Below are 22,156 nucleotides of genomic sequence, written 5' to 3'. Positions count from 1 at the left end.
AGTTTTCTGCAATGCCACTGACTCTACCCATACGCGCCTTTCTCGCGGGCGCTTTCCTCGCCACCACCGCCCTGACCCTGCCCGGCACAGCCGCTGCGGATGACTTCAAGGTCGTGACCACGTTCACCATAATTGCCGACATGGCCCGTAACGTGGCCGGTGACGCTGCCGAAGTCGTCTCGATCACCAAACCAGGCGCCGAAATCCATTTCTACCAGCCCACACCCGGCGACATCCGCGGGGCGCTGGACGCGGATCTGATCCTTTGGAACGGCATGAACCTGGAGGCGTGGTTTGAACAGTTCCTGCGCAACTTGGGCGATATCCCCTCGGCCGTGGTCAGCGATGGGATTGAACCCATTGCCATCGGCGGCGGGGATCCCGCTGTTGCCCCCAATCCCCACGCCTGGATGGGCCTGAACCCGGCTTTGACCTACGTGGACAACATCGCTGCCGCCATGGCCGCGCATGACCCGGACAACGCGGCCACCTACAAAGCCAACGCCGAAGCCTACAAGTCCGACATCCGCGCAACGCTGGAGCCGCTTGTGGATCTGGTGGCCACCGTGCCCGAGGATCAACGCTGGCTGGTCAGCAGTGAAGGCGCGTTCAGCTATCTCGCCCGCGATATGGGCTTGAACGAATTGTACCTGTGGCCAATCAACGCCGACCAACAGGGCACACCGCAACAGGTGCGCACGGTGATCGACACGGTCCGGGCCGAAGGCATCCCCGTCGTCTTTAGCGAATCCACCGTCCCCGATGACGCCGCCCGACAGGTCGCCCGCGAAACCGGCGCACGCTATGGCGGCATCCTGTACGTGGACAGCCTGTCGGCCGAGGACGGGCCTGTCCCCACCTACCTTGACCTGTTGGAGGTCACGGTAAGCACTATCGTCACCGGCCTGACCGCAGGCAACACCGAATGAATGCCGAGGGCCTGACATTCACCAAGGCTGACACGGCCACACCCGGGTTGGAGGTCAAGGCCCTCAGCGTCACCTACCGCAACGGCCACCGCGCCCTGACCAACGCCAGCTTCAGCCTGCCGCGCGGCACAACGGCTGCGCTGGTGGGGGTGAACGGGGCGGGCAAATCGACCCTGTTCAAGGCGCTGATGGGCTTTGTCCCCACGGCCCATGGCGAGATCAACCTGATGGGTCTGCCGGTCAAACAGGCGCTGAAACGCAACCTCGTGGCCTATGTGCCCCAAGCCGAAGAGGTCGATTGGTCCTTTCCCGTACTGGTGCGTGATGTGGTGATGATGGGACGCTTTGGCCACATGGGCCTGCTGCGACGCCCTGCCCCCGCCGACCGCACCGCCGTGGCCGAGGCGTTGGACCGCGTGGGCATGGCCGACTACCAGCACCGCCAAATCGGAGAGTTGTCGGGCGGCCAGCGCAAGCGGGTCTTTCTGGCCCGCAGTCTGGCACAAAATGGTCAGGTGATCTTGCTGGACGAACCCTTCACGGGCGTAGACGTCAAGACCGAGGCTGCCATCATCAAGCTGCTGGGCGAGTTGCGCGCCGAGGGGCGCGTTATGCTGGTCAGCACCCACAACCTTGGATCCGTGCCCGAATTCTGCGACCGGACGGTCCTGATCAAGGGCACCGTGTTGGCCCACGGCCTGACCCGCGACGTGTTCACCCACGCCAATCTGGAACAGGCCTTTGGTGGCGTGTTGCGCCGGTTTGATCTGGGCGGCGCGGATTTGCACGACGACGACGACAGCCGCCGTGTGACCGTCCTGACCGACGACGAGCGGCCCTTCGTGATTTATGGCGACCACGAGAAGGACACCGATGACAGCCGTGCTTGAGCCGTTTGCCTACAGCTACATGGTCAACGCCATCTGGGTCAGCGCGCTGGTGGGCGGGGTCTGCGGGCTGCTGTCGGCGTTCCTGATGCTCAAGGGTTGGTCCCTGATTGGCGACGCGCTGTCCCATGCGGTGGTGCCCGGGGTGGCGGGGGCCTACATGCTGGGCCTGCCGTTTGCGATCGGGGCGTTCCTGTCCGGGGGCCTTGCCGCCGCCGCCATCCTTGCCCTGCGCAACACCGCCGGGTTGAAAGAGGATGCGATCATCGGGATCATCTTCACCGGGTTCTTTGGATTGGGGCTGTTCATGGTCTCGTTGCAGCCCACGTCGGTGGATCTGCAGTCGATCATAATGGGCAACATTCTGGCCGTATCGGCGGCCGACACGGCGCAACTGGTCCTGATCTCGGCGGTGGTGCTGGGGGTGCTGGCGGTCAAATGGCGCGACCTGATGGTCACTTTCTTTGACGAGCGTCACGCGCGCACGGTGGGCCTGAACACAAGCGGGCTGACGGTGCTGTTCTTTGCCCTGCTGTCCGCGGCCTGTGTGGCGGCGATGCAGACCGTCGGGGCCTTTCTTGTCATCGCCCTTGTGGTGACGCCCGGGGCGACCGCCTATCTGCTGACAGACCGGTTCGGGGTGCTGCTGTGCATCGCAGGCGGCCTAGGCACGGTTTGCGCGGGATTGGGGGCCTATCTGTCCTATTTCCTGAACGGGGCCACGGGGGGCATCATCGTGTGCCTGATGTCGCTGGTCTTTGCCGCCGCGTTCTTGTTCGCCCCCAAACACGGGCTGCTGGCCGCACGCGCGAGGGCCCGGGTATGAGCGACTGGCTGCTGCCCTTCCAACTGCCGTTCATGCAGGACGCATTTATGGTGACGATCCTTGTCGCCCTGCCCTGCGGGCTGTTGTCCGCGCTGCTGGTCCTCAAGGGCTGGTCTCTGATCGGCGACGCCATCAGTCACGCGGTGCTGCCCGGGGTCGTGCTGGCCTACATCATGGGCCTGCCCCTGATCATCGGGGCCTTTGCCGCCGGTATGGGGTCGGCCCTTTTGACGGGGTGGCTGGACACCCACAGCCGGATCAAACGAGACACGCTGATGGGGGTGGTGTTTTCGGCCATGTTCGCGGCGGGTATCGTCATGATCAGCAAGATTGAAACCAGCGTCCATCTGGATCACATCCTGTTTGGCAACATGCTGGGCCTGTCCGTGGCAGACCTGTGGACCTCTGGTCTGATTGGCCTTGGGATCACGGGCGTGATTGCCGTGCTGTGGAAAGACCTGATGCTGCACGCGTTTGACCCGGCACAGGCGCGCGCAGTGGGCCTGCGGGTGGGATTGATCCACAACGGGCTTTTGGCCATGATCTCGGCGGCGGTGGTGGCGGCCCTGTCGGCGGTGGGCTTGATTCTTGTCATCGCACTTCTGATCACACCGGGCGCCATTGCCTTTCTGCTGACCAAACGGTTCGGCAGGATGCTACTCCTATCGGGCGGCATCGCCGTCGCCTCGGGGGTTGCGGGGGTCTATCTGTCGTTCTGGATTGACAGCGCGCCCGCACCGACCATCGTGGTGATCCTGACGGCCGTGTTCGTGGCCTGCCTGATCCAGACCCTTCGCACACGCAGAAAAGCGGAACATGCGGCAGCACCATAGAGCGCCATTGCCGGACCGGATGGCCTGCGATTGTTTGCACTTCGCACAAATCCTCCGCATCAAGACCGTTTAGGCACCGCACTTTGCAACCTTAGGTGGCAACTTGACGCGCGTGATCTTTTTTTGCATCTGCAGCATTGACGATCCCCAAAGCGGCTACGATATAGGTACCACAAGCAACGACACGGCTTTCTCCTCCTCCCTTAGCCGGTCGTGAGCCTGAAAATACCTGCGGTCCTGACTCTCCTCCCTTTGTCAGGACCGCTTTTTCGTTTCAGGCACCGAGTGTGCGAAAACCCTGCCCCATTGCTGCCACAAACCTGCCCTCGCCTCGGCAAAATTCCGTGCAAGCCTTGGGCATTGTTGAGGAAAGGACAACGGCCATGCCGACCGAACCGCAAGACCCCAAAGAACCCAAGAAAGACGCAAGCCCCCCAGTCACATTCGACGACTGGGCCGCGATCTAGACGATCCGCAGAATTCCTGCGATGCTGGGGGCATGGGAACGCCCTTGACCAGCCTGCGCAACATCGGACCGGCCGTGGAGGCCGCGCTGAACGAGGTCGGCATCACCACCGCCGAGACCCTGCGCGAACTGGGCACCGATGGGGCCTATGCCAAGATGATGGCACAGGGCACCAAACCCCACTTCATCATGTTCTACGCGCTCGAGATGTCCTTGCAGGGGCGCCCGTGGAACGATTGCAAAGGCGCGGAAAAAGACGCCCTGCGCGCGCGGTTCGACGCGCTGAAATCCAAACATTTTGACACTGATCTGGACCACTTCGAGGCCGTGCTGGACGCCATCGGGGTCCTCAAACGCAAAACGGCGCCCTAAGGCGCCGCCGTCAGAATTTTTTAGAAAATCAGCCCACCAGTTCCAGACCGGAGAAGAAGAATGCGATTTCTTCGGCTGCGGTTTCTGGGGCGTCCGATCCGTGGACGGAGTTTTCGCCGATGGACAGGGCGAATTCCTTGCGGATGGTGCCCTCGGCAGCGTCAGCTGGGTTGGTGGCGCCCATGACTTCGCGGTTTTTCGCAATGGCGTTTTCACCTTCGAGGACCTGCACGACAATCGGCTCGGAGATCATGAATTCGCACAGTTCGCCAAAGAAGGGGCGTTCGGAGTGGACGCCGTAGAACTGCTGCGCTTGGGCCAGTGTCAGCTGGATCCGCTTGGAGGCGACAACGCGCAGGCCGGCCTCTTCGAACTTGGCGACGATCTGGCCGGTCAGGTTGCGTTTGGTGGCATCGGGTTTGATGATCGAGAATGTGCGTTCTAGCGCCATTGGAACTCTCCTAGGGTTTGCGGTTTGCGCAGCCCCTACCACCCCTATGGATTGATGAAAAGCCCGCGATTGACACTGGGTCCCCCGGGGTCCAAACCCCGCCCATGTTGCGCATCTCCGAAATAAACTACTCCGTCGCCGGTCGCCCCCTGTTGGTCGAGGCCTCTGCCACCATTCCAGCGGGCCACAAGGTCGGTGTGGTGGGCCAGAACGGCACCGGCAAGACCACCCTGTTCCGCCTGATCCGCAAGGAATTGGTGCTGGATGCAGGCGAAATCACCCTGCCCGCGGCCGCCCGTATCGGCGGAATCACCCAAGAGGTGCCCAGTTCCGAAACCTCGATTCTGGATACGGTGCTGGAGGCGGACGAGGAACGCGCGGCCCTGATGGCCGAGGCGGACACGGCCACCGACCCCGCCCGGATCGCAGACATCCAGTCTCGCCTGACCGACATCGACGCCTGGTCCGGCGAGGCGCGTGCGGCCACGATCCTGCGCGGCCTTGGGTTTGGGGCCGAAGAGTTGAAACGCCCCTGTTCGGACTACTCGGGCGGCTGGCGGATGCGTGTGGCCCTTGCGGGGGTTCTGTTCGCGCAGCCTGACCTGTTGCTACTGGACGAACCGACCAACTATCTGGACCTTGAAGGTGCCTTGTGGCTGGAGGCTTATATCGCCAAGTACCCCCACACCGTGTTGATCATCAGTCACGACCGGGGACTGCTGAACCGCGCCGTGGGCGGCATCCTGCATTTGTCGGAAAAGAAGCTGACCTACTACGGCGGCCCCTACGACCTGTTCGCCAAGCAACGGGCCGAAAAGGCGATGCAGGCTCAGGCCGAGGCGTCGAAACAAGACGCCCGCCGCGCGCACCTGCAATCCTTCGTGGACCGGTTCAAGGCCAAGGCCTCCAAGGCCAAGCAAGCCCAATCGCGCGTGAAGATGCTGGAAAAGATGACCCCCATCACCGCCCCCGCCGAGGCCGCCAAGATGGTGTTCACCTTTCCCACGCCCGAGGGGCTGTCGCCCCCGATCCTGCGGCTGGAGGCGGCCACCACAGGCTACGGCCAGACCGAGGTGCTGCGCCGCATGGACCTGCGCATCGACCAGGACGACCGCATCGCGCTGTTGGGCAAGAACGGCCAGGGTAAGTCCACGCTTTCCAAACTCTTGTCCGACAAACTGCCCGTCATGGCCGGGCACCGGACCGCAAGTGGCAAGTTACGGATCGGCTATTTCGCCCAGCATCAAGTGGATGAGCTGCACGTGGACGAGACACCCTTGCAGCACGTCCAACGCCTGCGACCCAAGGAAATGCCGCCCCGCCTGCGTGCCCGTCTGGCCAGCTTTGGCCTGGGTGCGGATCAAGCGGACACCGAGGTCGGCCGCCTGTCGGGTGGGCAAAAGGCCCGCCTGTCCCTGCTGCTGGCCACCATCGACGCGCCGCACCTGTTGATCCTGGACGAACCCACCAACCACCTGGACATCGAAAGCCGCGAGGCGCTGGTCGAGGCCCTTACCGCCTATTCCGGCGCTGTGGTGCTGGTCAGCCACGACATGCACCTTCTCAGCCTGGTGGCGGACCGCCTGTGGCTGGTCAAAGACGGCACGGTGCAACCCTATGAGGGCGATCTGGAAAGCTATCGCAACCTACTTTTGCAACGTGAAGATCGCCCCGCAAAGCCCAAGAAACCCACACAAAAACCCAAAGTCAGCAAGGAAGATCTGCAGGCTCTGAAATCCGAGGTCCGCAAGTGCGAGGCCCGCGTGTCCAAGATCCAGGAGATGCAGGACAAGCTGGCCAAGAAGCTCGCTGATCCGGCCCTCTACGAGGCATCGCGCGTGGGCGAGCTTGAGACCTGGAACAAGAAATACGCCGAAGTCATGGAGGCGCTGGACAAGGCCGAGGCCATGTGGGTAGCCGCCGAAGACCGGTTGGAGAAGGCCAAGGGATGACCAGCGCAGAAATCATCACAGCCTTCGTGGCCCTGTTTGTCGTGATCGACCCCATCGGCCTGACGCCCCTTTACGTCGCCCTGACCGCAGGCACGCCTAGTGACGCGCGCCGGGCGATCGGCGTCCGGGCGGTGGTGATCGGGGCGCTGATCCTGGCGGCCTTCGGCCTTGCCGGTGACACGCTGCTGACGTTCCTCGGCATCTCGCTGCCGGCCTTCCAGATCGCGGGCGGGCTGCTTTTGTTCCTGACCGCCCTCGAAATGCTGTTCGAGAAACGGACCAAACGGCGCGAGGATCAGACCCAAGAGGTGCCCGACGATCCATCGGTCTTCCCCCTTGCCATGCCCCTGATCGCAGGCCCCGGGGCCATTGCGACCATGATCCTGCTGATGGGCGAGGCACAGGGCGACCCGCTGCACGCCGCCATGGTATTCGCGATCATGATCAGCGTTCTGGCGGTGGTGTTCGTCCTGTTCCTTCTGGCAAGCCCTCTGGAACGGTTGCTGGGGGCCACGGGGATCAACGTGGTCACGCGTCTGTTGGGCATGTTGCTGGCGGCGCTGTCGGTGCAATTCGTCCTGAACGGGCTGCTGCAAATCTGGCCCGCCTAGAAATCCACGCCCCGCCGCCTATGTCTAGGGCATGGACACAGATGACTTTGGCAACCTGATCTACCTGACCCTGCTGCTTGGCGTGATTGGCGGCTATTTCGTGCTGGCCAACCGCCACCGCCTGAACCAGATGCTGCAACAAAGCGCGATTTGGGCGTTCATCTTTATCGGCGCCATCGTGGTGGCGGGCATGTGGTCCGACATCACCCAAACCGTGATGCCCCGGCAGTCGGTCTCGATCGACGCGGGCCAAACGGTGGTCGAGGTGCCCCGCGCCCGCGATGGTCACTACTACGTCACCCTGACCATCAACGACGTGCCGGTGCAGTTCGTGATGGACACCGGCGCCTCTGACCTTGTGCTGTCCAAGCAGGACGCGGCCCGGGCCGGGATCGACATCGACGCCCTGCCTTTCACAGGTCGCGCCTATACCGCCAACGGCGAGGTGCGCACGGCCCAAGTTCGACTGGCCGAGGTGCGCCTTGGCGACAAGACCGAAACAGGCGTGCGCGCCGTGGTCAACCAAGGCGATATGCCCGGCAGCCTGCTAGGCATGTCCTATCTGCAGCACTTTGGCCGGATCGAGATCGCCCAGAACACCCTGCGCCTGATCCGCTAGCCCATCACAACACGGCCCGCATGTGCACGGCGGGAAAGGCGACACCGGGGCGCAGGGTCATCTTAATCTCTGCCACCTCCTCGAACCCGAACGCGGCGTAGAACCGGCGGGCCGTCAGTGTCGCATAGCAGTCCAGCCGCCGCACGCCATCCTCATGGGCGGCCCGCATGGCATGTTGCAAAACCAGCGCGCCGTATCCCCGGCGCTGGTGATCGGCACAGGTAACGACATGGCGGATATGGCCCACGTCCTCGCCCCCCGCACCCCCAAAGGGATCACCGCGGGTCCAGCCACCGGCGGCGCACAGCTGCGCCCCCACCAACAGCAGGTAATAGCTGCCACTTCTCAGCAGCGAGGGCCGCGCGGTCGTCATGAAGGGCAAGGCCTTGGCCAACACGCCCGGCGCATAATCATCGGCCAGCAGTGTGGGATAGCTGCGCTGCAACAGCGCATCCACCGCCGCCTGATCCCCCGGTCGGGCGGGGCGCAGGGTCAGCTTGGGCGCTACGTCTTGGGTCGTTTGGGCCATGGGTCACTTCCTTTCGTAAGGCAGCGCACCCGGGGCGTGGCGAGGTTTCATCTATGTCACAAACGAAAACAACCGCGCAGGGTGTGCTGCGCGGCCGTTTGTCTGGTCATGTCAGGCGATCTTACTTGATCTTGCCTTCCTTGTACTCGACGTGCTTGCGCGCAACGGGGTCGTATTTGCGTACGACCATCTTTTCGGTCATCGTGCGTGCGTTTTTCTTGGTCACGTAGAAGTGGCCGGTCCCCGCCGAGGAGTTCAGGCGGATTTTGATCGTGGTTGGCTTCGCCATGGGTGTTCTCCTGGGCAGCGGCTTAAGACGGAAACAGGCGCCCCCAAAAGTGTCAGGCGGGCGCCCGTGAAATACTCTGTTGGCTTTTAAGGACTGACCGGGCGGAGTCAACCGCCTTTGAGGATAATCATGCCTATAGCGCGTGAAGAGTGGCCAAGACGTGCCGGCGCACGGGATCATCGGATGGAATCGGCGCGACTGTAATCTCGCAACACAGATCCGGCGCATTGATATAGCCCAGCCGCGCGCGACAGTACCCTGTACGTCCGGCCCGGGCGCGGGCAAACGTGCTGGCCACGGACTGGCGGGATACACCAGGCCAAAGATGCGTCCAAAGCAGCTCTTCCGGCAGGGGCGTATCGGTCAGACCCAAAAGGGTCAGTGCCTTCCAATTGACCTGTCTCACAAAGCCTTGGGCGCAGATCAGCACGCTGCATACATCCTGTTCTGCGCTCATAGCGGCCTGTGCGGCGGGCGGCACACCACCGCCGCAACCCAGAGCAAGCCCATAACGAACCCCATCGTAAAGGCTGTGAGATTCAAAAGACATGGCAGCGACCCTTCCCGCTTGCCCCGCACTCCCACCGCAACGCTAGGTTGAAATGTACCCTGCGCCTATGCGGCGAAAATGCGCGGAGGGTCTATAAGCCGGATTCTGTCTAGGGCGGCGAACCGCCCCGAGATGACCATTCCTCTTGGCCCGTGGTTGCCCACGCGCCTCTAGCTGCCAACCCGAACCTGCTGGGACCAAGGCAGTCCCGCCGGTCGCCCGGCACGCGGTTCCTATTTGGCATTGCTCCCGGTGGGGCTTGCCGTGCCCGCCCTGTTGCCAGCGCGGCGGTGGGCTCTTACCCCACCGTTTCACCCTGACCACCCCGGAGGATGGCGGTCTGTTTTCTGTGGCGCTTTCCGTCGGATCGCTCCGCCCGGGCGTTACCCGGCACCGTTTCCTTGTGGAGTCCGGACTTTCCTCGACGCTGCGTTCTCACCGAGAACGCAGCGCGCCGTGACAGGGGCTTTTCGAATGAAAAGCTCCCGAGAACGGCACCCATGCTATTCTAGGTGCAACAGCGCCGCGGCCATCCAACCCTCCGCGCCCAGCCCCCTTACGCCTGTCGGCGCGGCGGATCAACGGCAAAGCGTCTGGCAAGATCGGCTGCAAGGGCACGGTCCACATCGTCCACTGGCCCGCGCGCCCAAGGACGGAACCGGGACCGGAACGCCGTTAACCTTACTTCATCCGGCACATCAGCTGTCATGCCGAAGGTTCTGAGATCTCGGTGGAAATCACCGGGCGCGCCGTAAACAGGCCCAATCGCCAGCCCCTGACGCGCCAGCCGGGCCCAGTCGAACCGCGGGCCCGGGTCGATCTTGCGCCCCGGGGCCACGCAGGAATGGCCCACAACCCCCTTGGGCGGGATATTCCACCGCGCCATGATCCCGGGCAACAGCCCCTCAAGGGCGGCCATCAAAGGCGCGGCGAAGGGCGAAAACCCGTCGTTCACCATCTCGATCCCGATGGAGCGGGAATTTACGTCCCCCTCGCCCCCCAACTGGCGGCCCCGGCGTGCCACGCGCGGCCCTCCTCGGCCACCAGCTGCGTCACCTGCCCCATGGGCGAAATCACGTAGTGGGCCGACACCTGCGCCTCGGACGCACACAAATGCCGGATCACGGCATCCGTATCCGCCATGGCCGTGTAATGCAGGACAATCAGATCAGGCCGCAGCCCGTCCTTGCGCGGCCCGCAATTGGGGGACAGGATCAGTTGCGCACCAGCGTGCGATAGGTCGCGGGGTCCCAGCCGCAGGCATAACCGTCCCCGTCGGGGTCAAGGCCCAGACGGTCCCGCGCAGGCCCACCGGCGGCAAGGAATTCCTCTTGCGCGACGTCCGGCGTGCGGTAGCCCGCGCATTTTTGATCCACCCGCGCCCGGGCAAAGACGTTGGGGCGCCGGTGCACCTTTTGTCCCACGGGGTGGCTGGTGGACAGGGCATATTGGATGATGTTTGGCCCCGTATCCCCGGCCCGCTGCAGCTCGGTCGGCTGCACCAACACGTACTGCTGACGCGCGGCTGCAATGCGCGCCGCATCGGCGGCGATATCGCGTTCGGCGGATACGGCGTCAAAGTCCTGTTCGGACGAAATCCCGGGATTGTTCAGATCCAAAGGCTGCGCAGGCGCGGGCAGCGCCGTGGGGGCCACACCGCCCGGCGCGGCCTCTGCCTGGGCAATCGCGGCCTCGGCCCGGTCCAAGGCATCCGGCGCAGGGGGCTGGATCGTCGTGGGCTGGGGGGCGGCCGGGGCCGTGCCTTGCAACTGCGCCTCCCGCTCGGCCAGATATTCCTGATAATCGCCAAAGCCGACACCGCTGTCGGGAATGGTCGGCTCGCAGGCCGCAAGGGCCAGAAGGGCGGCGGGGATCAGGTATATGCGCATGTCAGCCTCTGCTCTTTTGATCCACTTACCACCATTTGCCCGGCTTCGCCACAAACCCGGCGGCCGTTTCCAAGGCATAGGCGGTGTTCAGCAAATCGCCCTCCTCCCACGGCTTGCCGATCAGTTGCAGGCCAAGGGGCAGGCCCTGCTTGTCCAGACCCGTGGGCACGCTGATGCCCGGCAGGCCCGCAAGGTTGACGGTCACGGTGAACACATCGTTGAGGTACATTTCCACCGGATCATCCACCTTGCGCCCCAACGCAAAGGCCGCCGAAGGGGTTGCGGGGGTCAGGATCGCGTCGATCCCATCGGCAAACACCGTGTCAAAATCCTGCTTGATCAGGCTGCGCACCCGACGCGCGCGGTTGTAATAGGCGTCGTAGAAGCCTGCGGACAACACATAGGTGCCAACCATGACACGGCGCTGCACCTCGGCGCCGAACCCTTCGGCGCGGGTCTTTTCGTACATCTCCGTGATGCCGTCGCCTGCGGCCATGTCCGCGCGGTGGCCAAAGCGCACCCCGTCATAGCGCGCAAGGTTCGACGACGCCTCCGCCGGCGCGATCACGTAATAGGCGGGCAGAGCGTATTTGGTGTGCGGCAGGGTGATGTCGCGGATCTCGGCCCCCGCATCGCGCAGCATCGCGGTGCCATCGGCCCACAGCTGTTCGATCTCGGCGGGCATACCGTCCATGCGGTACTCGCGGGGGATGCCGATGACCTTGCCCCGGATGTCACCGGTCAGCATGGCCTCGAAATCGGGCACGGGCAGATCGGCGCTGGTGCTGTCCTTGGGATCGTGGCCGCACATGCCTTCCAGCATGATCGCTGCGTCGCGCACGGTCTTGGTCATGGGGCCCGCCTGGTCGAGAGACGAGGCAAAGGCCACAATGCCCCAGCGGCTGCACCGTCCGTAGGTCGGCTTGATGCCCACGATGCCCGTAAAGGCCGCAGGCTGGCGGATCGACCCGCCCGTGTCGGTGCCCGTGGCCCCCAGACACAGGTCAGCGGCGACAGCGGCGGCGGAGCCGCCCGAGGACCCACCGGGGGTCAGGGGCGCGTCCACTTTCCACGGGTTCACCGCGTTGCCATAGACGCTGGTCTCGTTGGACGAGCCCATAGCGAATTCATCCATGTTCAGCTTGCCCAGCATCACCGCACCCCGGTCCAGCAACTGGCCCGAGACTGTGGATTCGTATTCCGGCTTGAACCCTTCGAGGATCCGGCTGGCGGCCTGGCTGGCCACGCCCTTGGTGCAGAACAGGTCCTTGATGCCCAGCGGGATGCCGCACAGTGACGGCGCGTCACCCGCCGAGATCCGCTTGTCGGCCTCCGCCGCCTGCGCGCGGGCCAGATCCGGGGTGTTGTGGACAAAGGCCCCCAAAGCCCCCGCGCCGTCGATGGCCGTCAGGCAGGCCTCGGTCAGCTCTGCGCTGGTGGTGTCGCCTTTGCGCAGGGCGTCGCGGGCGTCGGCAATGGTCAGTGTGTTCAGATCGGTCATTATTCCACCACCTTCGGCACGGCAAAGAACCCCTCGCGGGCATCGGGCGCATTGGCCAGAACGGCGGCCTGCTGGTTGCCATCGGTCACGACATCGGCACGCCGTTTCAGGCGTTGGGGCGTGACAGAGGTCATGGGCTCCACCCCCTCCACATCCACTTCGTTCAGCTGTTCGATGAACCCGAGGATGGCGTTGAATTCCTCTGCCAGCGCCGGAAGGTGGTCTTCATCGACCTTGATCCGGGCCAGTTTGGCGACCTTGCGGGCTGTACTCGTGTCGATGGACATGGGCGCTCCTAACCTGTTTGGCCCCGTTTAGCCGGGGGTGTGGGCGCGTGCAAGGTGGGCGCGCATCACCTCGATCATCCAGCCCAACATGACGCCGTTCAGGATGTGCCAAAGAAAGTGGGTCCCAAAGGGGATATGGGCGCACAGGGCCTCGTCCACGGACCGCGCCGTCAGGGACACGCACAGGATCGCCGCCCCGATCACCAGACCGCGCCCCGTGGGGCCGCGCAGGGCCAGCCCGTAAAGCGCGATCAACAGCGCCACAGGCCAATAGGCCGCAGACACGGCAAAAAACGGCAGCGCGGCGAAGACCGCCCCCGTGGCCGCCGCATACGGGAAAAAGCCCGCCGTGGCGACCGTGGCCCAGACCGGCGACAGGCCCCAGAAAAACCGGTTCGCCCCCCAGATGTAGGTCAGCACGAACAGGGCAATGGGAACCACATCGGCCATCGCCGCCCAGACCTGCGCATGGGTGTGAAACAGATAGCTGCCCACCCCGATCAGGAACAAAAGGACCGACAGGACCCGGCAGATCCCAAAGGTCGCGCGCCGCCACATGATCAGCGCCGCCACCACAAAGGCCGCGTTTGTTACGGCGTTCACAGGCTCCGCCCAATATCCGGGGTCCATACGTTCGCAATAGGCGTCAATGGCGCGGGTGAACTCCATCTAGGTGCTGTCTCCGGTCTTCATTGGGTTCAAAATACCCAAACCCGCCCGCTCCACAGGCGCGCTGGTGCGACGGCGGCGCCACAGAAACAAGGCGCCAAAGCCCCGCCAATTGCCCGCAGAGGGGCCGTCTGGATCGACCGGAAACCGCGCGGGCCAGCCGTGGGGCAGCGCCAGCCCCGTATCCTGCAACCGCCCCAGCATCCACACCAGCGGCACGTTGCTGAGCGGGCGCGCGGTCCAGTCGCCGGTCAAGTGACCGCCGATGTCCCCGTGGGTGCCGCGAAACCACCGCTGTTCGAAAGCCGCCGCGCGCGCGGCGGGCACGTCCCATAGCATCGGCTCAAAGGCCACGCGGGTCTCGTCGGCGGCCAGGGCATGAAAGCCGCGCTGCACCGCGCGCGGGGGCACGCAGTCATCAAACACGTCCATGGGCGGCACAAAGCGCCACAGGACCGGCCAGCGCAGGCCCACCGCGCGCACGGTGTCGAACACACCCACAGCGGCAATCGGGATCGGGTCGTGGTCGCGGGCGCGCCCGTCCCGGTAGTCCGCATAGGCCTGCCCGATCCCCGCTTGGCTGGCCTGGTCCGGGGGCAACAGGCCCACCTTGCCCACCATTCCCGCCAGCGCGCGACAGGCATAGGCCCCGCGCGAATAGCCGATCAGATAGATCCGGTCCCCCGGTCGGTAGCTTTCGCTGAGCCAGCCATAGGCGCGTTTGATCTGACGGTTGATCCCGATGCCCGCCATCACCTCCAGCGCGCTGGCGGGGCCGCGCCATTGGATGCCGGGCTCATAGTACACGCAGGCCTGCCCGTGGTCCTGCAACAGCCGGTAGATCAGGCCCACGTTCGTCTCGGTGCCCGGGGTCAGGGACGACATGGTCCCGTCCAGCAGCACCACCAGCGTGCGCGGGGGCGCTTGCGCAGGGGCCGGGTCGGGCCGGGTGGCCCAGCCGCGCAGCCACTGCAACCACGGCCTATTCGGCGGCAACGGTCGCCTGCGCCTCTTGCAGCATTTCCCACATGCGCAGGGGGTGAAGGGCATGTCCACTTGGGTCACGCCCAGATCCCAGACCGCATCCTGCACGGCGTTGGACACGGCGGCCATGGCCCCCACGGTCCCCGCCTCGCCACAGCCCTTCATGCCCAGCACATTCGCGGTGGACGGCACGGGTTCGGAGTAAAACGCAATCATCGGCAGGTCATCGGCGCGCGGCATCCCGTAGTCCATGAAACTCGCCGACAGCAGCTGCCCATCGTCATCATAGACCACCCGTTCGCTGATCGCCTGGCCCAGGCCCTGGGCCACGCCGCCATGAACTTGCCCCTCGGCCAGCATGGGGTTCATCAGGTTCCCGAAATCATCGACCACGGTGTATTTGACCACCTGCACAACGCCGGTGTCGGGGTCAATCTCCACCTCGCAGGTGTGACAGCCGTTGGGAAAGCTGCGCCCGGGCAGATCGGCCCGTTCGCGGGTGCGCAACAGGTCCGTGCGGCCCGCGTCCCGGGCGGCCTCTGCGGCCTCCAGAATGGTCATCACCACGTTGGACCCTTCGGCACGGAAAGCGCCCTCCTCGAAACGGACCGCATCTTCGGCCACGTCCAACTGCTGGGCCACGAAGGGCGTGAACCGTTCCACCACTTTCTCGGAGGTGGCCTTGGTGGCCGACCCTTGCGTCGTCACAGAGCGGGAGCCGCCGGTGCCGCCCCCTCCTTGATCTTGTCGCTGTCGCCCTGGATCACCCGCACCTTTTCGGGCGGCACGCCAAGGTAGGTGTTTACGAATTGCACATAGACCGTCTCGTGCCCCTGCCCGTTGGACTGGGTGCCCACATAAAGGTTCACCATGCCGTCGTCGGCAAACTCCACCTCTGCGTGCTCATGGGCTTGGCCCAGGATCGACTCAATGTAATAGCAGATCCCCAGACCGCGCAGCTTGCCTTTCGCCTGTGCCTCGGCGCGGCGGGCGGCAAAGCCTGCCATGTCCGCCTCGACCTCTGACCGGGCCAGCACCTTGTGGAAATCGCCCACATCGTAAACCTCGCCCGTGGCCGAGGTATAGGGGAAGGCCTGTGCCGGGATGAAGGACTTGCGCCGCAGGTCCAGCGGATCCACCCCCAAGGTCCGGGCGGCATAATCCATGGCCCGATCCAGCACATAAATCGCCTCGGGCCGCCCCGCGCCCCGGTAGGCATCCACCTGCGTGGTGTTGGTATAGACGCCCCGGTTGCGCATGTAGGCGTTCTGGATGTCATAGACTCCGGGCAGCACCTTGGAGAACAGCTCCGACTGGATGAACTGGCCAAAGCCAGAGTTATAGGCCCCCATGTTGGACAGGCTGTCCATCTTGTAGGCCACCAGCTTGTGATCCGCGTCAAAGCCCAGCGTCGCCGTGCACAAAAGGTCCCGGCCCGCGTTGTCGGACACCATGCTCTCGGACCGCTCTCCCATCCAGTGGACGGTCTGGCCAAGGGTCTGGGCGGCAAAGGCGCACAGGAACGTCTCGGGGTAGTTGAAGGCCTTCATCCCGAACCCGCCGCCCACGTCGGGGTTCGTCACACGCAGATCGTCCGCCGGGCGGCCCAGCCATTTGGCCACGTCCCGCTTGGTGCCCCAGACGCCCTGCCCGTTGACGCAGATGTGCAGGCGGTCGCCCTCTGGCTGGGCGAAGGATCCGCGCGGCTCCATGGAATTGGCGATGACGCGGTTGTCGTCTACGGTCAGGGTGACCACATGGGCCGCCCCGCCCAGCGCAGCATCCACCGCCGCCGCGTCGCCCATGTCCCAGTCATAGGCGATGTTGTCGGTGGCCTGATCGTGGATCGTGGCGCCCCCGGGGGTCAGGTCCAGCTTCACGTCCAACTCGTCGAAATCGAAGTCGATCAGCTCGGCGGCGTCCTTGGCCTGGGCCAGGGTGTCGGCGACGATGAAGGCGATCGGCTCCCCCACAAAGCGCACGCGCCCTTCGGCGAGGATCGGGCGGCCCACATCGGCGGCCTCGGTCCCGTCGCGGTTGGTGATGATGCTGGCGTTGATCCGGTTGGCGCGCCCGGCGGCCACCAGATCGGCGGCGGTGATCACGGCGTGCACGCCGTCGGCGGCGCGCGCCTCCTCCACCTCCAGGGCGGTGATCGTGGCATGGGCCATCGGAGAGCGCAGCACATAACACCGCAAGGCCCCCTCGGGCGCGATGTCGTCGACATACCGCCCCGCACCGGTCAGAAAACGGCTGTCCTCTAGGCGGCGCAGGCTTTGGCTGGTTCCAAATTTCGACATGGTGCTCTCCCCTTGGTTTATGCAAACAGTAGCGACCCGCGCGCGCGCGTCCAGACCTTACACCACCTTACACTGTTCCGGCGTCTTTGGACGCCAATTACCCCGAGGGTCCCGGGGCAACGCCCCTGCCCCGATCAGGGCAGTTTGATCGCCTTGTCCGGGGGCACCAGCGCGTTGATCTGACGGATGTGTTCGGGCAGGCAGACGTCCAGAAAGTCGTAGGTTTTCACCACGTGGTCCCGGGCGGCGGGGCCGATGTGGGCGTGGGCGGCGGGGTTGGCCAGCACGTCGATGCACTGATCCGCCAGCGCCTCGGGGTTGTGGAAGTCCACCAGATACCCGGTCTCGCCATGGGTGATGGCCTCGGCCACAGGCGCCACGTCGCTGGCCACCACCGTGGCCCCCATGGACATGCTCTCCAACAAGGACCACGACAGCACAAAGGGCATGGTCAGATAGACGTGACAGCGGCTGACCTGCACGACCTTCTGGAAATCGGGGTACGGCACCTGGCCCAGAAAATGCACCCGGTCCCAGTCCAACAGATGGCCCACCTCGCGCTCCATCTCGGCGCGGAAACCGCCCTCGGCCTGACTTTCCTTACCGTAGGACACGCCCGATCCCCCCACCAGCAGCACCCGCGCATTCGGGCGTTCGCGCATGATCTTGGGCAGCGCGCGCATAAAGATGTGAAAGCCCCGCGTGCGTTCCATGTTCCGCGCCACGTAGGTCAGCACCTCGTCGCCCGCGCGCACGGGGCGGTCCAGACGACCCAAGGTGATCTCTGCGTCCGGGTTCGGCACCAGCTTGTCCGTGCGGATGCCATCGTGACAGCAATACATCTTTTCGTGAAAGATCTTTGGAAAACAATCCTTCTGCCACTGGGTCGGCGCGATGCCCCGGTCCACCACATCCAGATTGGTATAGGGCACCACGTTGCGCGCGTGCAGCAGATAGGGCGTGTGATCCCCGGGGGGCTGTTCGGGGTCAAACCCCACGGGGCCCCCTTCGGCGCGGTAGAAATACTCGAAAAACCCCAGCACCGGCACATCGGGCCAGACCTGTTTCAGAAACAGCATCTCGCCCCAGCCCGTATGGCCCAAGATCACATCGGGCCGCCAGCCGCCGGCCTCCAGCGCGCGGCATGCAAGTGCGGCCCCATAGCCGACCCCGGCCGCCTCTTCCCAGACCTTGGACAGACCATAGGCGTCCTTCTTGGGCCGGTGGTGGGCGGTATAGATCACCTTCTTGACCCCCGACAGGTCCGGGTAATTCTTGCGCTGCGTCAGGAACACCAGGTCATGGCTGCCCTCTGCCCGCAGCCAATTGAGCATTTCGCGGTACTGGCCCGGCATATTCTGGTGGATGAATAGGATCTTCATGACTGCCTCTGCTTTTTGGCCAGAATCGCCCATCCCGCCCCCCATGGCAAGCACGCTTGTGACCCCGCGCCCTTCACGCTATCTGACCCCCACCACACACACGAGGGAACACGACCCATGGCCATGGAAAAAACCTTCAACGCAGCGCAGGCAGAGGCCCGCATTTCCCAAGCGTGGGAAGACACCGGTGCCTTTCGCGCGGGCGCCAATGCCAGCCGCCCCGAGACGTTCTCTGTCGTGATTCCTCCGCCAAATGTCACCGGCTCCCTTCATATGGGCCATGCGTTTAACAACACGTTACAGGACATTCTGGTGCGCTGGCGGCGGATGCAGGGCTATGATGTGCTGTGGCAGCCGGGCACGGACCACGCAGGCATCGCCACCCAGATGGTCACCGAACGGGACATGGCCGCGAACGGCGAAGAAACACGCGCCGAAATGGGCCGTGACAAGTTTCTGGAACGGGTGTGGCAGCAGAAACAGAAATCGCGCGGCACCATCATCGGCCAGCTGAAACGTCTGGGCGCGTCCTGCGATTGGGACCGGGAGGCGTTTACCATGGGCGGCGCGCCCGGCGACCCCGACCCAACCGAACAGAATTTCCACGATGCGGTCATCAAAGTCTTCGTCGAGATGTACAACAAGGGCCTGATCTACCGGGGCAAACGCCTTGTGAACTGGGACCCGCATTTCGAGACTGCGATCTCCGATCTGGAGGTCGAGAATATCGAGACCCCCGGCCACATGTGGCACTTCAAATACCCGCTGGCGGGCGGGGCGACCTATGAATATGTCGAGAAGGACGAGGACGGAAACGTCACCCTGCGCGAGACACGCGACTATATCTCCATCGCCACCACTCGGCCCGAAACCATGCTGGGCGATGGGGCCGTGGCCGTGCACCCGTCCGATGAACGCTATGCGCCCATCGTCGGCAAGCTCTGCGAAATTCCTGTTGGGCCCAAGGAGCACCGCCGCCTGATCCCGATCATCACCGACGACTACCCCGACCCCGATTTCGGCTCGGGTGCAGTCAAGATCACCGGCGCACATGACTTCAACGACTACGGCGTGGCCAAGCGCGGGGGCATCCCCTGCTATCGCCTGATGGACACCAAGGCACAAATGCGCGCCGATGGTGCGCCTTACGCCGAGGCTGCCGCCATCGCGCAAGAGGTTGCGGACGGTAAGCGCACCCTAACCGAAGCCGAGACGGACGCTCTGAACCTCGTGCCACAGGAATACCGCGGCATGGACCGGTTCGAGGCGCGCAAAGCGGTGGTGGAGGCGATCACCGCCGAAGGCCTCGCCGTGATGACGACCGAGACCTACACCGATGAGGACGGGGAGGCGCAGACCCGCACCGTCCCCATGGTCGAAAACAAACCCATCATGCAGCCCTTTGGGGATCGGTCCAAGGTCGTGATCGAACCGATGCTGACGGACCAGTGGTTCGTGGACGCCGAAAAAATCGTCGGCCCCGCACTGGACGCCGTGCGGAACGGCGATATCAAGATCGTCCCCGAGAGCGGTGAAAAGACCTACTACCACTGGCTGGAAAACATCGAGCCGTGGTGCATCTCGCGCCAGCTTTGGTGGGGGCACCAGATCCCGGTGTGGTATGGGCCCGCTGAAAGGTCACCCGAAATGACCTTCGAAGACCTGCCGCAAGACGGCTCCTGGGACCTGATCGGCGGGACCAAAACCTTCTGTGCAGCTACGCCAGAAGAAGCCCGGAACCTTGCTTACGAATATTATCAAGGTGAATATTTCATTACCGCTGAAGGAGAAGAGACGATTAGGTTTTGCGGCGGCCAGCAGGCAATCCAACTGACCCGCGAGCCCGACGTCCTCGACACATGGTTCTCCTCAGGCCTTTGGCCCATCGGCACGTTGGGCTGGCCCGAGCAAACGCCCGAGATGGAGAAATACTTCCCCACCTCCGTCCTGATCACCGGTCAGGACATCCTGTTCTTCTGGGTCGCCCGGATGATCATGATGCAATTGGCGGTCGTGGATCAGGTCCCCTTCACGGACGTCTACCTGCACGGGCTGGTGCGCGACGCCAAGGGCAAGAAGATGTCGAAATCCGTGGGCAACGTCGTCGACCCGCTGGAGGTCATCGACGAATACGGCGCCGACGCCATGCGCTTTGCCTCCGCCGCCATGGCCTCGCTGGGCGGGGTCCTGAAACTCGACCTTGAACGGATCAAGGGCTACCGGAATTTCGGGACCAAGCTGTGGAACGCCGTCCGCTTTGCCGAGATGAATGACGCCGTGAGCGGTCAGATCAAAATCGGGGGGGATTTCGGGGGTGGTTTCGGGGGAGAGTCCCAGATCCCCCAAAACCTGTCTCAGACGGTCAACAAATGGATCGTGGGCGAGGTCGCCCGCACCGTGCACACCGTGGACGCCGCACTGGCCGACTACCGGTTCAACGACGCGGCGGGTGCCCTTTACGCCTTTGTCTGGGGCAAGGTCTGCGACTGGTACGTGGAATTCTCCAAGCCCTTGTTACAAGGGGAAGATTCCGCCGCCCGGGCCGAAACGCAAGCCACCATGGCTTGGGTCATGGACCAGTGCATGATCCTGCTGCACCCCATCATGCCCTTCATCACCGAAGAGTTGTGGGCCACAACAGGCAACCGCGCCAAGATGTGTGTCCACGCGGATTGGCCGACCTTAGGCACTGATATCATTGATGAAAAAGCGGATGCCGAAATGTCGTGGGTGATTTCCTTCATCGAAGGGGTGCGGTCCGCCCGCGCCCAGATGAACGTACCCGCGGGGCTGTATATCCCTGTGGTCTGCGTCACCTCCGACCCTGCGTCCCGCGCGGCCTATGCCGCCAACCAGACCCTGATCAACCGCATGGCCCGCATCGACAGCATGGCCGACGCGGACGCCGCCCCCAAGGGCGCTGTGTCGGTCGTGGTGGGCGCGTCGGAATTCGCCCTGCCCCTTGCGGACATCATCGACGTGGACAAGGAACGGGGTCGCCTCGAGAAAAACCTTGCCAAATTGGAAAGGGAAATCAAAGGCTTGTCCGGTCGTGCCAACAACCCCAAGTTCGCCGAAAGCGCCCCTCCCGAGGTCGTCGAAGAGACCAAGGCTAACCTCGCCGCCCGCGAGGCCGAGGCCGAGGTGATCCGCACGGCCCTCGCACGGTTGGCGGAACTGGGCTAGGCCCCCGGCTTCATTGGGTCAAAAATACCCCAAAACACCGGGCGGTCCCAAGCGGGCCGCCCGCGTTGTTTGTAACATCTATGACTGGGCCGTGATCCGGTTTGATTTGCGCGTGCGCTGATTTGTGCCCATGTTGGGGGCAACTGGAACAAAGGACTTCACTATGCTCAATCGTCGCACCCTTCTCGCAGGCTCCGTTGGCCTCAGCGCCCTTGCCACCCTGCCCCAAATCACCTTGGCCCAAGCGGTCAAGGGCGGGGTCTTCACCCACCGTGGCGTGGCCATTCGCGGCGCGGACCCGGTGGCCTATTTCACCGAAGGGGCCCCCGTGATTGGCACCGCCGAGCACAGCCACGACTGGAACGGGGCGACCTGGCACTTTGCCAGCGCCGCCAACCGCGATGCCTTTGCCGCCGACCCCGAACGCTATGCCCCGCAATACGGCGGCAATTGTGCGTTTGCGGTGGCCAAGGGCTACACCGCCAGCACCGTGCCCGATGCGTGGACCATCGTGGAGGACAAGCTTTATCTCAACTATTCCAAGGGCGTACGGCGTCGCTGGGAGAAGGACATCCCCGGCAACATCGCCGCCGCAGACGCCAATTGGCCGGGCTTGGCGAACAGCTGACCCGCCCCTCAGGCGC

The 22,156-nt window shown here is 64.1% G+C and carries 19 protein-coding genes, 1 other RNA gene and 3 pseudogenes; 10 read left to right on the top strand and 13 right to left on the bottom strand.

Translation table 11 applies throughout. From position 1 onward, the window contains the following. Positions 1–11 precede the first annotated feature (11 nt). The 5 genes from ACZ1G0_RS06535 to ACZ1G0_RS06515 all read left to right on the top strand — a co-directional run bounded on the left by ACZ1G0_RS06535 (position 12) and on the right by ACZ1G0_RS06515 (position 4,313). The gene (locus tag ACZ1G0_RS06535) at positions 12–929 is read left to right on the top strand and encodes a metal ABC transporter substrate-binding protein (protein ID WP_472736206.1); all 918 of its coding nucleotides are present in this window, start codon (positions 12–14) and stop codon (positions 927–929) included. Next, the gene (locus ACZ1G0_RS06530; protein ID WP_472736205.1) at positions 926–1,819 is read left to right on the top strand and encodes a manganese/iron ABC transporter ATP-binding protein; all 894 of its coding nucleotides are present in this window, start codon (positions 926–928) and stop codon (positions 1,817–1,819) included. Before ACZ1G0_RS06535 ends, ACZ1G0_RS06530 begins: the two co-directional genes overlap by 4 nt. Next, entirely contained in the window at positions 1,803–2,642 is an 840-nt protein-coding gene (locus ACZ1G0_RS06525) for a metal ABC transporter permease (protein WP_472736204.1), read from the top strand. Before ACZ1G0_RS06530 ends, ACZ1G0_RS06525 begins: the two co-directional genes overlap by 17 nt. After that, positions 2,639–3,475 (top strand): metal ABC transporter permease, encoded by an 837-nt coding sequence (locus tag ACZ1G0_RS06520; RefSeq protein WP_472736203.1) that lies wholly within the window; start codon positions 2,639–2,641, stop codon positions 3,473–3,475. The genes ACZ1G0_RS06525 and ACZ1G0_RS06520 overlap by 4 nt, the downstream gene beginning before the upstream one ends. A gap of 499 nt (positions 3,476–3,974) precedes the next feature. Further along, on the top strand, positions 3,975–4,313 hold the full coding sequence (locus tag ACZ1G0_RS06515) for a TfoX/Sxy family protein (RefSeq protein WP_472736202.1): 339 nt from the start codon (positions 3,975–3,977) through the stop codon (positions 4,311–4,313). Positions 4,314–4,341: 28 nt separating this feature from the next. Here ACZ1G0_RS06515 and ndk read toward each other — a convergent pair whose 3' ends face one another. Then, on the bottom strand, positions 4,342–4,764 hold the full coding sequence (gene ndk / locus ACZ1G0_RS06510; RefSeq protein ID WP_472736201.1) for a nucleoside-diphosphate kinase: 423 nt from the start codon (positions 4,762–4,764) through the stop codon (positions 4,342–4,344). 104 nt (positions 4,765–4,868) lie between these two features. Here ndk and ACZ1G0_RS06505 point away from each other — a divergent pair, with 104 nt between their 5' ends. The 3 genes from ACZ1G0_RS06505 to ACZ1G0_RS06495 are packed head-to-tail and all read left to right on the top strand — an operon-like array spanning position 4,869 to position 7,946. After that, positions 4,869–6,716: an ABC-F family ATP-binding cassette domain-containing protein gene (locus ACZ1G0_RS06505; RefSeq protein ID WP_472736200.1), complete on the top strand. Its 1,848-nt coding sequence runs from the start codon at positions 4,869–4,871 to the stop codon at positions 6,714–6,716. Continuing rightward, positions 6,713–7,327, top strand: a complete 615-nt coding sequence (locus ACZ1G0_RS06500) for a MarC family protein (RefSeq protein ID WP_472736199.1) — start codon at positions 6,713–6,715, stop codon at positions 7,325–7,327. Before ACZ1G0_RS06505 ends, ACZ1G0_RS06500 begins: the two co-directional genes overlap by 4 nt. 31 nt (positions 7,328–7,358) lie before the next feature. Continuing rightward, positions 7,359–7,946: a retropepsin-like aspartic protease family protein gene (locus ACZ1G0_RS06495; protein ID WP_472736198.1), complete on the top strand. Its 588-nt coding sequence runs from the start codon at positions 7,359–7,361 to the stop codon at positions 7,944–7,946. A 4-nt stretch (positions 7,947–7,950) separates the two neighbouring features. Here the strand turns inward: ACZ1G0_RS06495 and ACZ1G0_RS06490 are convergent, their stop codons facing one another. From ACZ1G0_RS06490 to ACZ1G0_RS06435, 12 genes and pseudogenes are all read right to left on the bottom strand, one after another. Beyond that, a complete protein-coding gene (locus ACZ1G0_RS06490; RefSeq protein WP_472736197.1) occupies positions 7,951–8,475 on the bottom strand; it encodes a GNAT family N-acetyltransferase in 525 nt (174 codons plus the stop codon). A 121-nt stretch (positions 8,476–8,596) separates the two neighbouring features. After that, the gene (gene rpmG, locus ACZ1G0_RS06485) at positions 8,597–8,764 is read right to left on the bottom strand and encodes a 50S ribosomal protein L33 (RefSeq protein ID WP_011454349.1); all 168 of its coding nucleotides are present in this window, start codon (positions 8,762–8,764) and stop codon (positions 8,597–8,599) included. A gap of 133 nt (positions 8,765–8,897) precedes the next feature. After that, on the bottom strand, positions 8,898–9,314 hold the full coding sequence (locus tag ACZ1G0_RS06480; protein ID WP_472736196.1) for a hypothetical protein: 417 nt from the start codon (positions 9,312–9,314) through the stop codon (positions 8,898–8,900). Between the two features lie 78 nt (positions 9,315–9,392). Continuing rightward, positions 9,393–9,858: RNase P RNA component class A (gene rnpB, locus ACZ1G0_RS06475), an RNA gene on the bottom strand. 12 nt (positions 9,859–9,870) lie between these two features. Next, positions 9,871–10,457: pseudogene (locus ACZ1G0_RS06470) on the bottom strand (N-acetylmuramoyl-L-alanine amidase). Between the two features lie 71 nt (positions 10,458–10,528). Beyond that, on the bottom strand, positions 10,529–11,203 hold the full coding sequence (locus ACZ1G0_RS06465; RefSeq protein WP_472736195.1) for a hypothetical protein: 675 nt from the start codon (positions 11,201–11,203) through the stop codon (positions 10,529–10,531). A 25-nt stretch (positions 11,204–11,228) separates the two neighbouring features. After that, a complete protein-coding gene (gene gatA / locus ACZ1G0_RS06460) occupies positions 11,229–12,704 on the bottom strand; it encodes an Asp-tRNA(Asn)/Glu-tRNA(Gln) amidotransferase subunit GatA (RefSeq protein WP_472736194.1) in 1,476 nt (491 codons plus the stop codon). Continuing rightward, the gene (gene gatC / locus ACZ1G0_RS06455; protein ID WP_472736193.1) at positions 12,704–12,991 is read right to left on the bottom strand and encodes an Asp-tRNA(Asn)/Glu-tRNA(Gln) amidotransferase subunit GatC; all 288 of its coding nucleotides are present in this window, start codon (positions 12,989–12,991) and stop codon (positions 12,704–12,706) included. The genes gatA and gatC overlap by 1 nt, the downstream gene beginning before the upstream one ends. A gap of 27 nt (positions 12,992–13,018) precedes the next feature. Then, positions 13,019–13,660 (bottom strand): hypothetical protein, encoded by a 642-nt coding sequence (locus tag ACZ1G0_RS06450; RefSeq protein WP_472736192.1) that lies wholly within the window; start codon positions 13,658–13,660, stop codon positions 13,019–13,021. Beyond that, positions 13,661–14,563 (bottom strand): annotated as a pseudogene (locus ACZ1G0_RS06445) (DUF2235 domain-containing protein); the annotation flags it as partial. It lies immediately after the preceding gene. A gap of 79 nt (positions 14,564–14,642) precedes the next feature. Next, a pseudogene (locus ACZ1G0_RS06440) lies at positions 14,643–16,944 on the bottom strand (xanthine dehydrogenase family protein molybdopterin-binding subunit). A gap of 134 nt (positions 16,945–17,078) precedes the next feature. Beyond that, positions 17,079–18,326 carry a glycosyltransferase family 4 protein gene (locus tag ACZ1G0_RS06435; RefSeq protein ID WP_472736191.1) on the bottom strand — a complete coding sequence of 416 codons (1,248 nt, stop codon included), beginning with the start codon at positions 18,324–18,326 and terminating at the stop codon, positions 17,079–17,081. 117 nt (positions 18,327–18,443) lie between these two features. Between ACZ1G0_RS06435 and ACZ1G0_RS06430 the strand changes: the two genes are divergently transcribed. Both ACZ1G0_RS06430 and ACZ1G0_RS06425 read left to right on the top strand, forming a co-directional pair. Continuing rightward, a complete protein-coding gene (locus tag ACZ1G0_RS06430) occupies positions 18,444–21,512 on the top strand; it encodes a valine--tRNA ligase (RefSeq protein ID WP_472736190.1) in 3,069 nt (1,022 codons plus the stop codon). A 163-nt stretch (positions 21,513–21,675) separates the two neighbouring features. Next, positions 21,676–22,140 carry a YHS domain-containing (seleno)protein gene (locus tag ACZ1G0_RS06425; RefSeq protein WP_472736189.1) on the top strand — a complete coding sequence of 155 codons (465 nt, stop codon included), beginning with the start codon at positions 21,676–21,678 and terminating at the stop codon, positions 22,138–22,140. The last annotated feature ends 16 nt before the right edge of the window (positions 22,141–22,156 follow it).

This window comes from Thalassobacter sp. HA4-2 (genome assembly GCF_055693705.1).
Note: the sequence above shows the minus strand (reverse complement) of the source record. Positions and strands in the feature narration are given on the sequence as shown.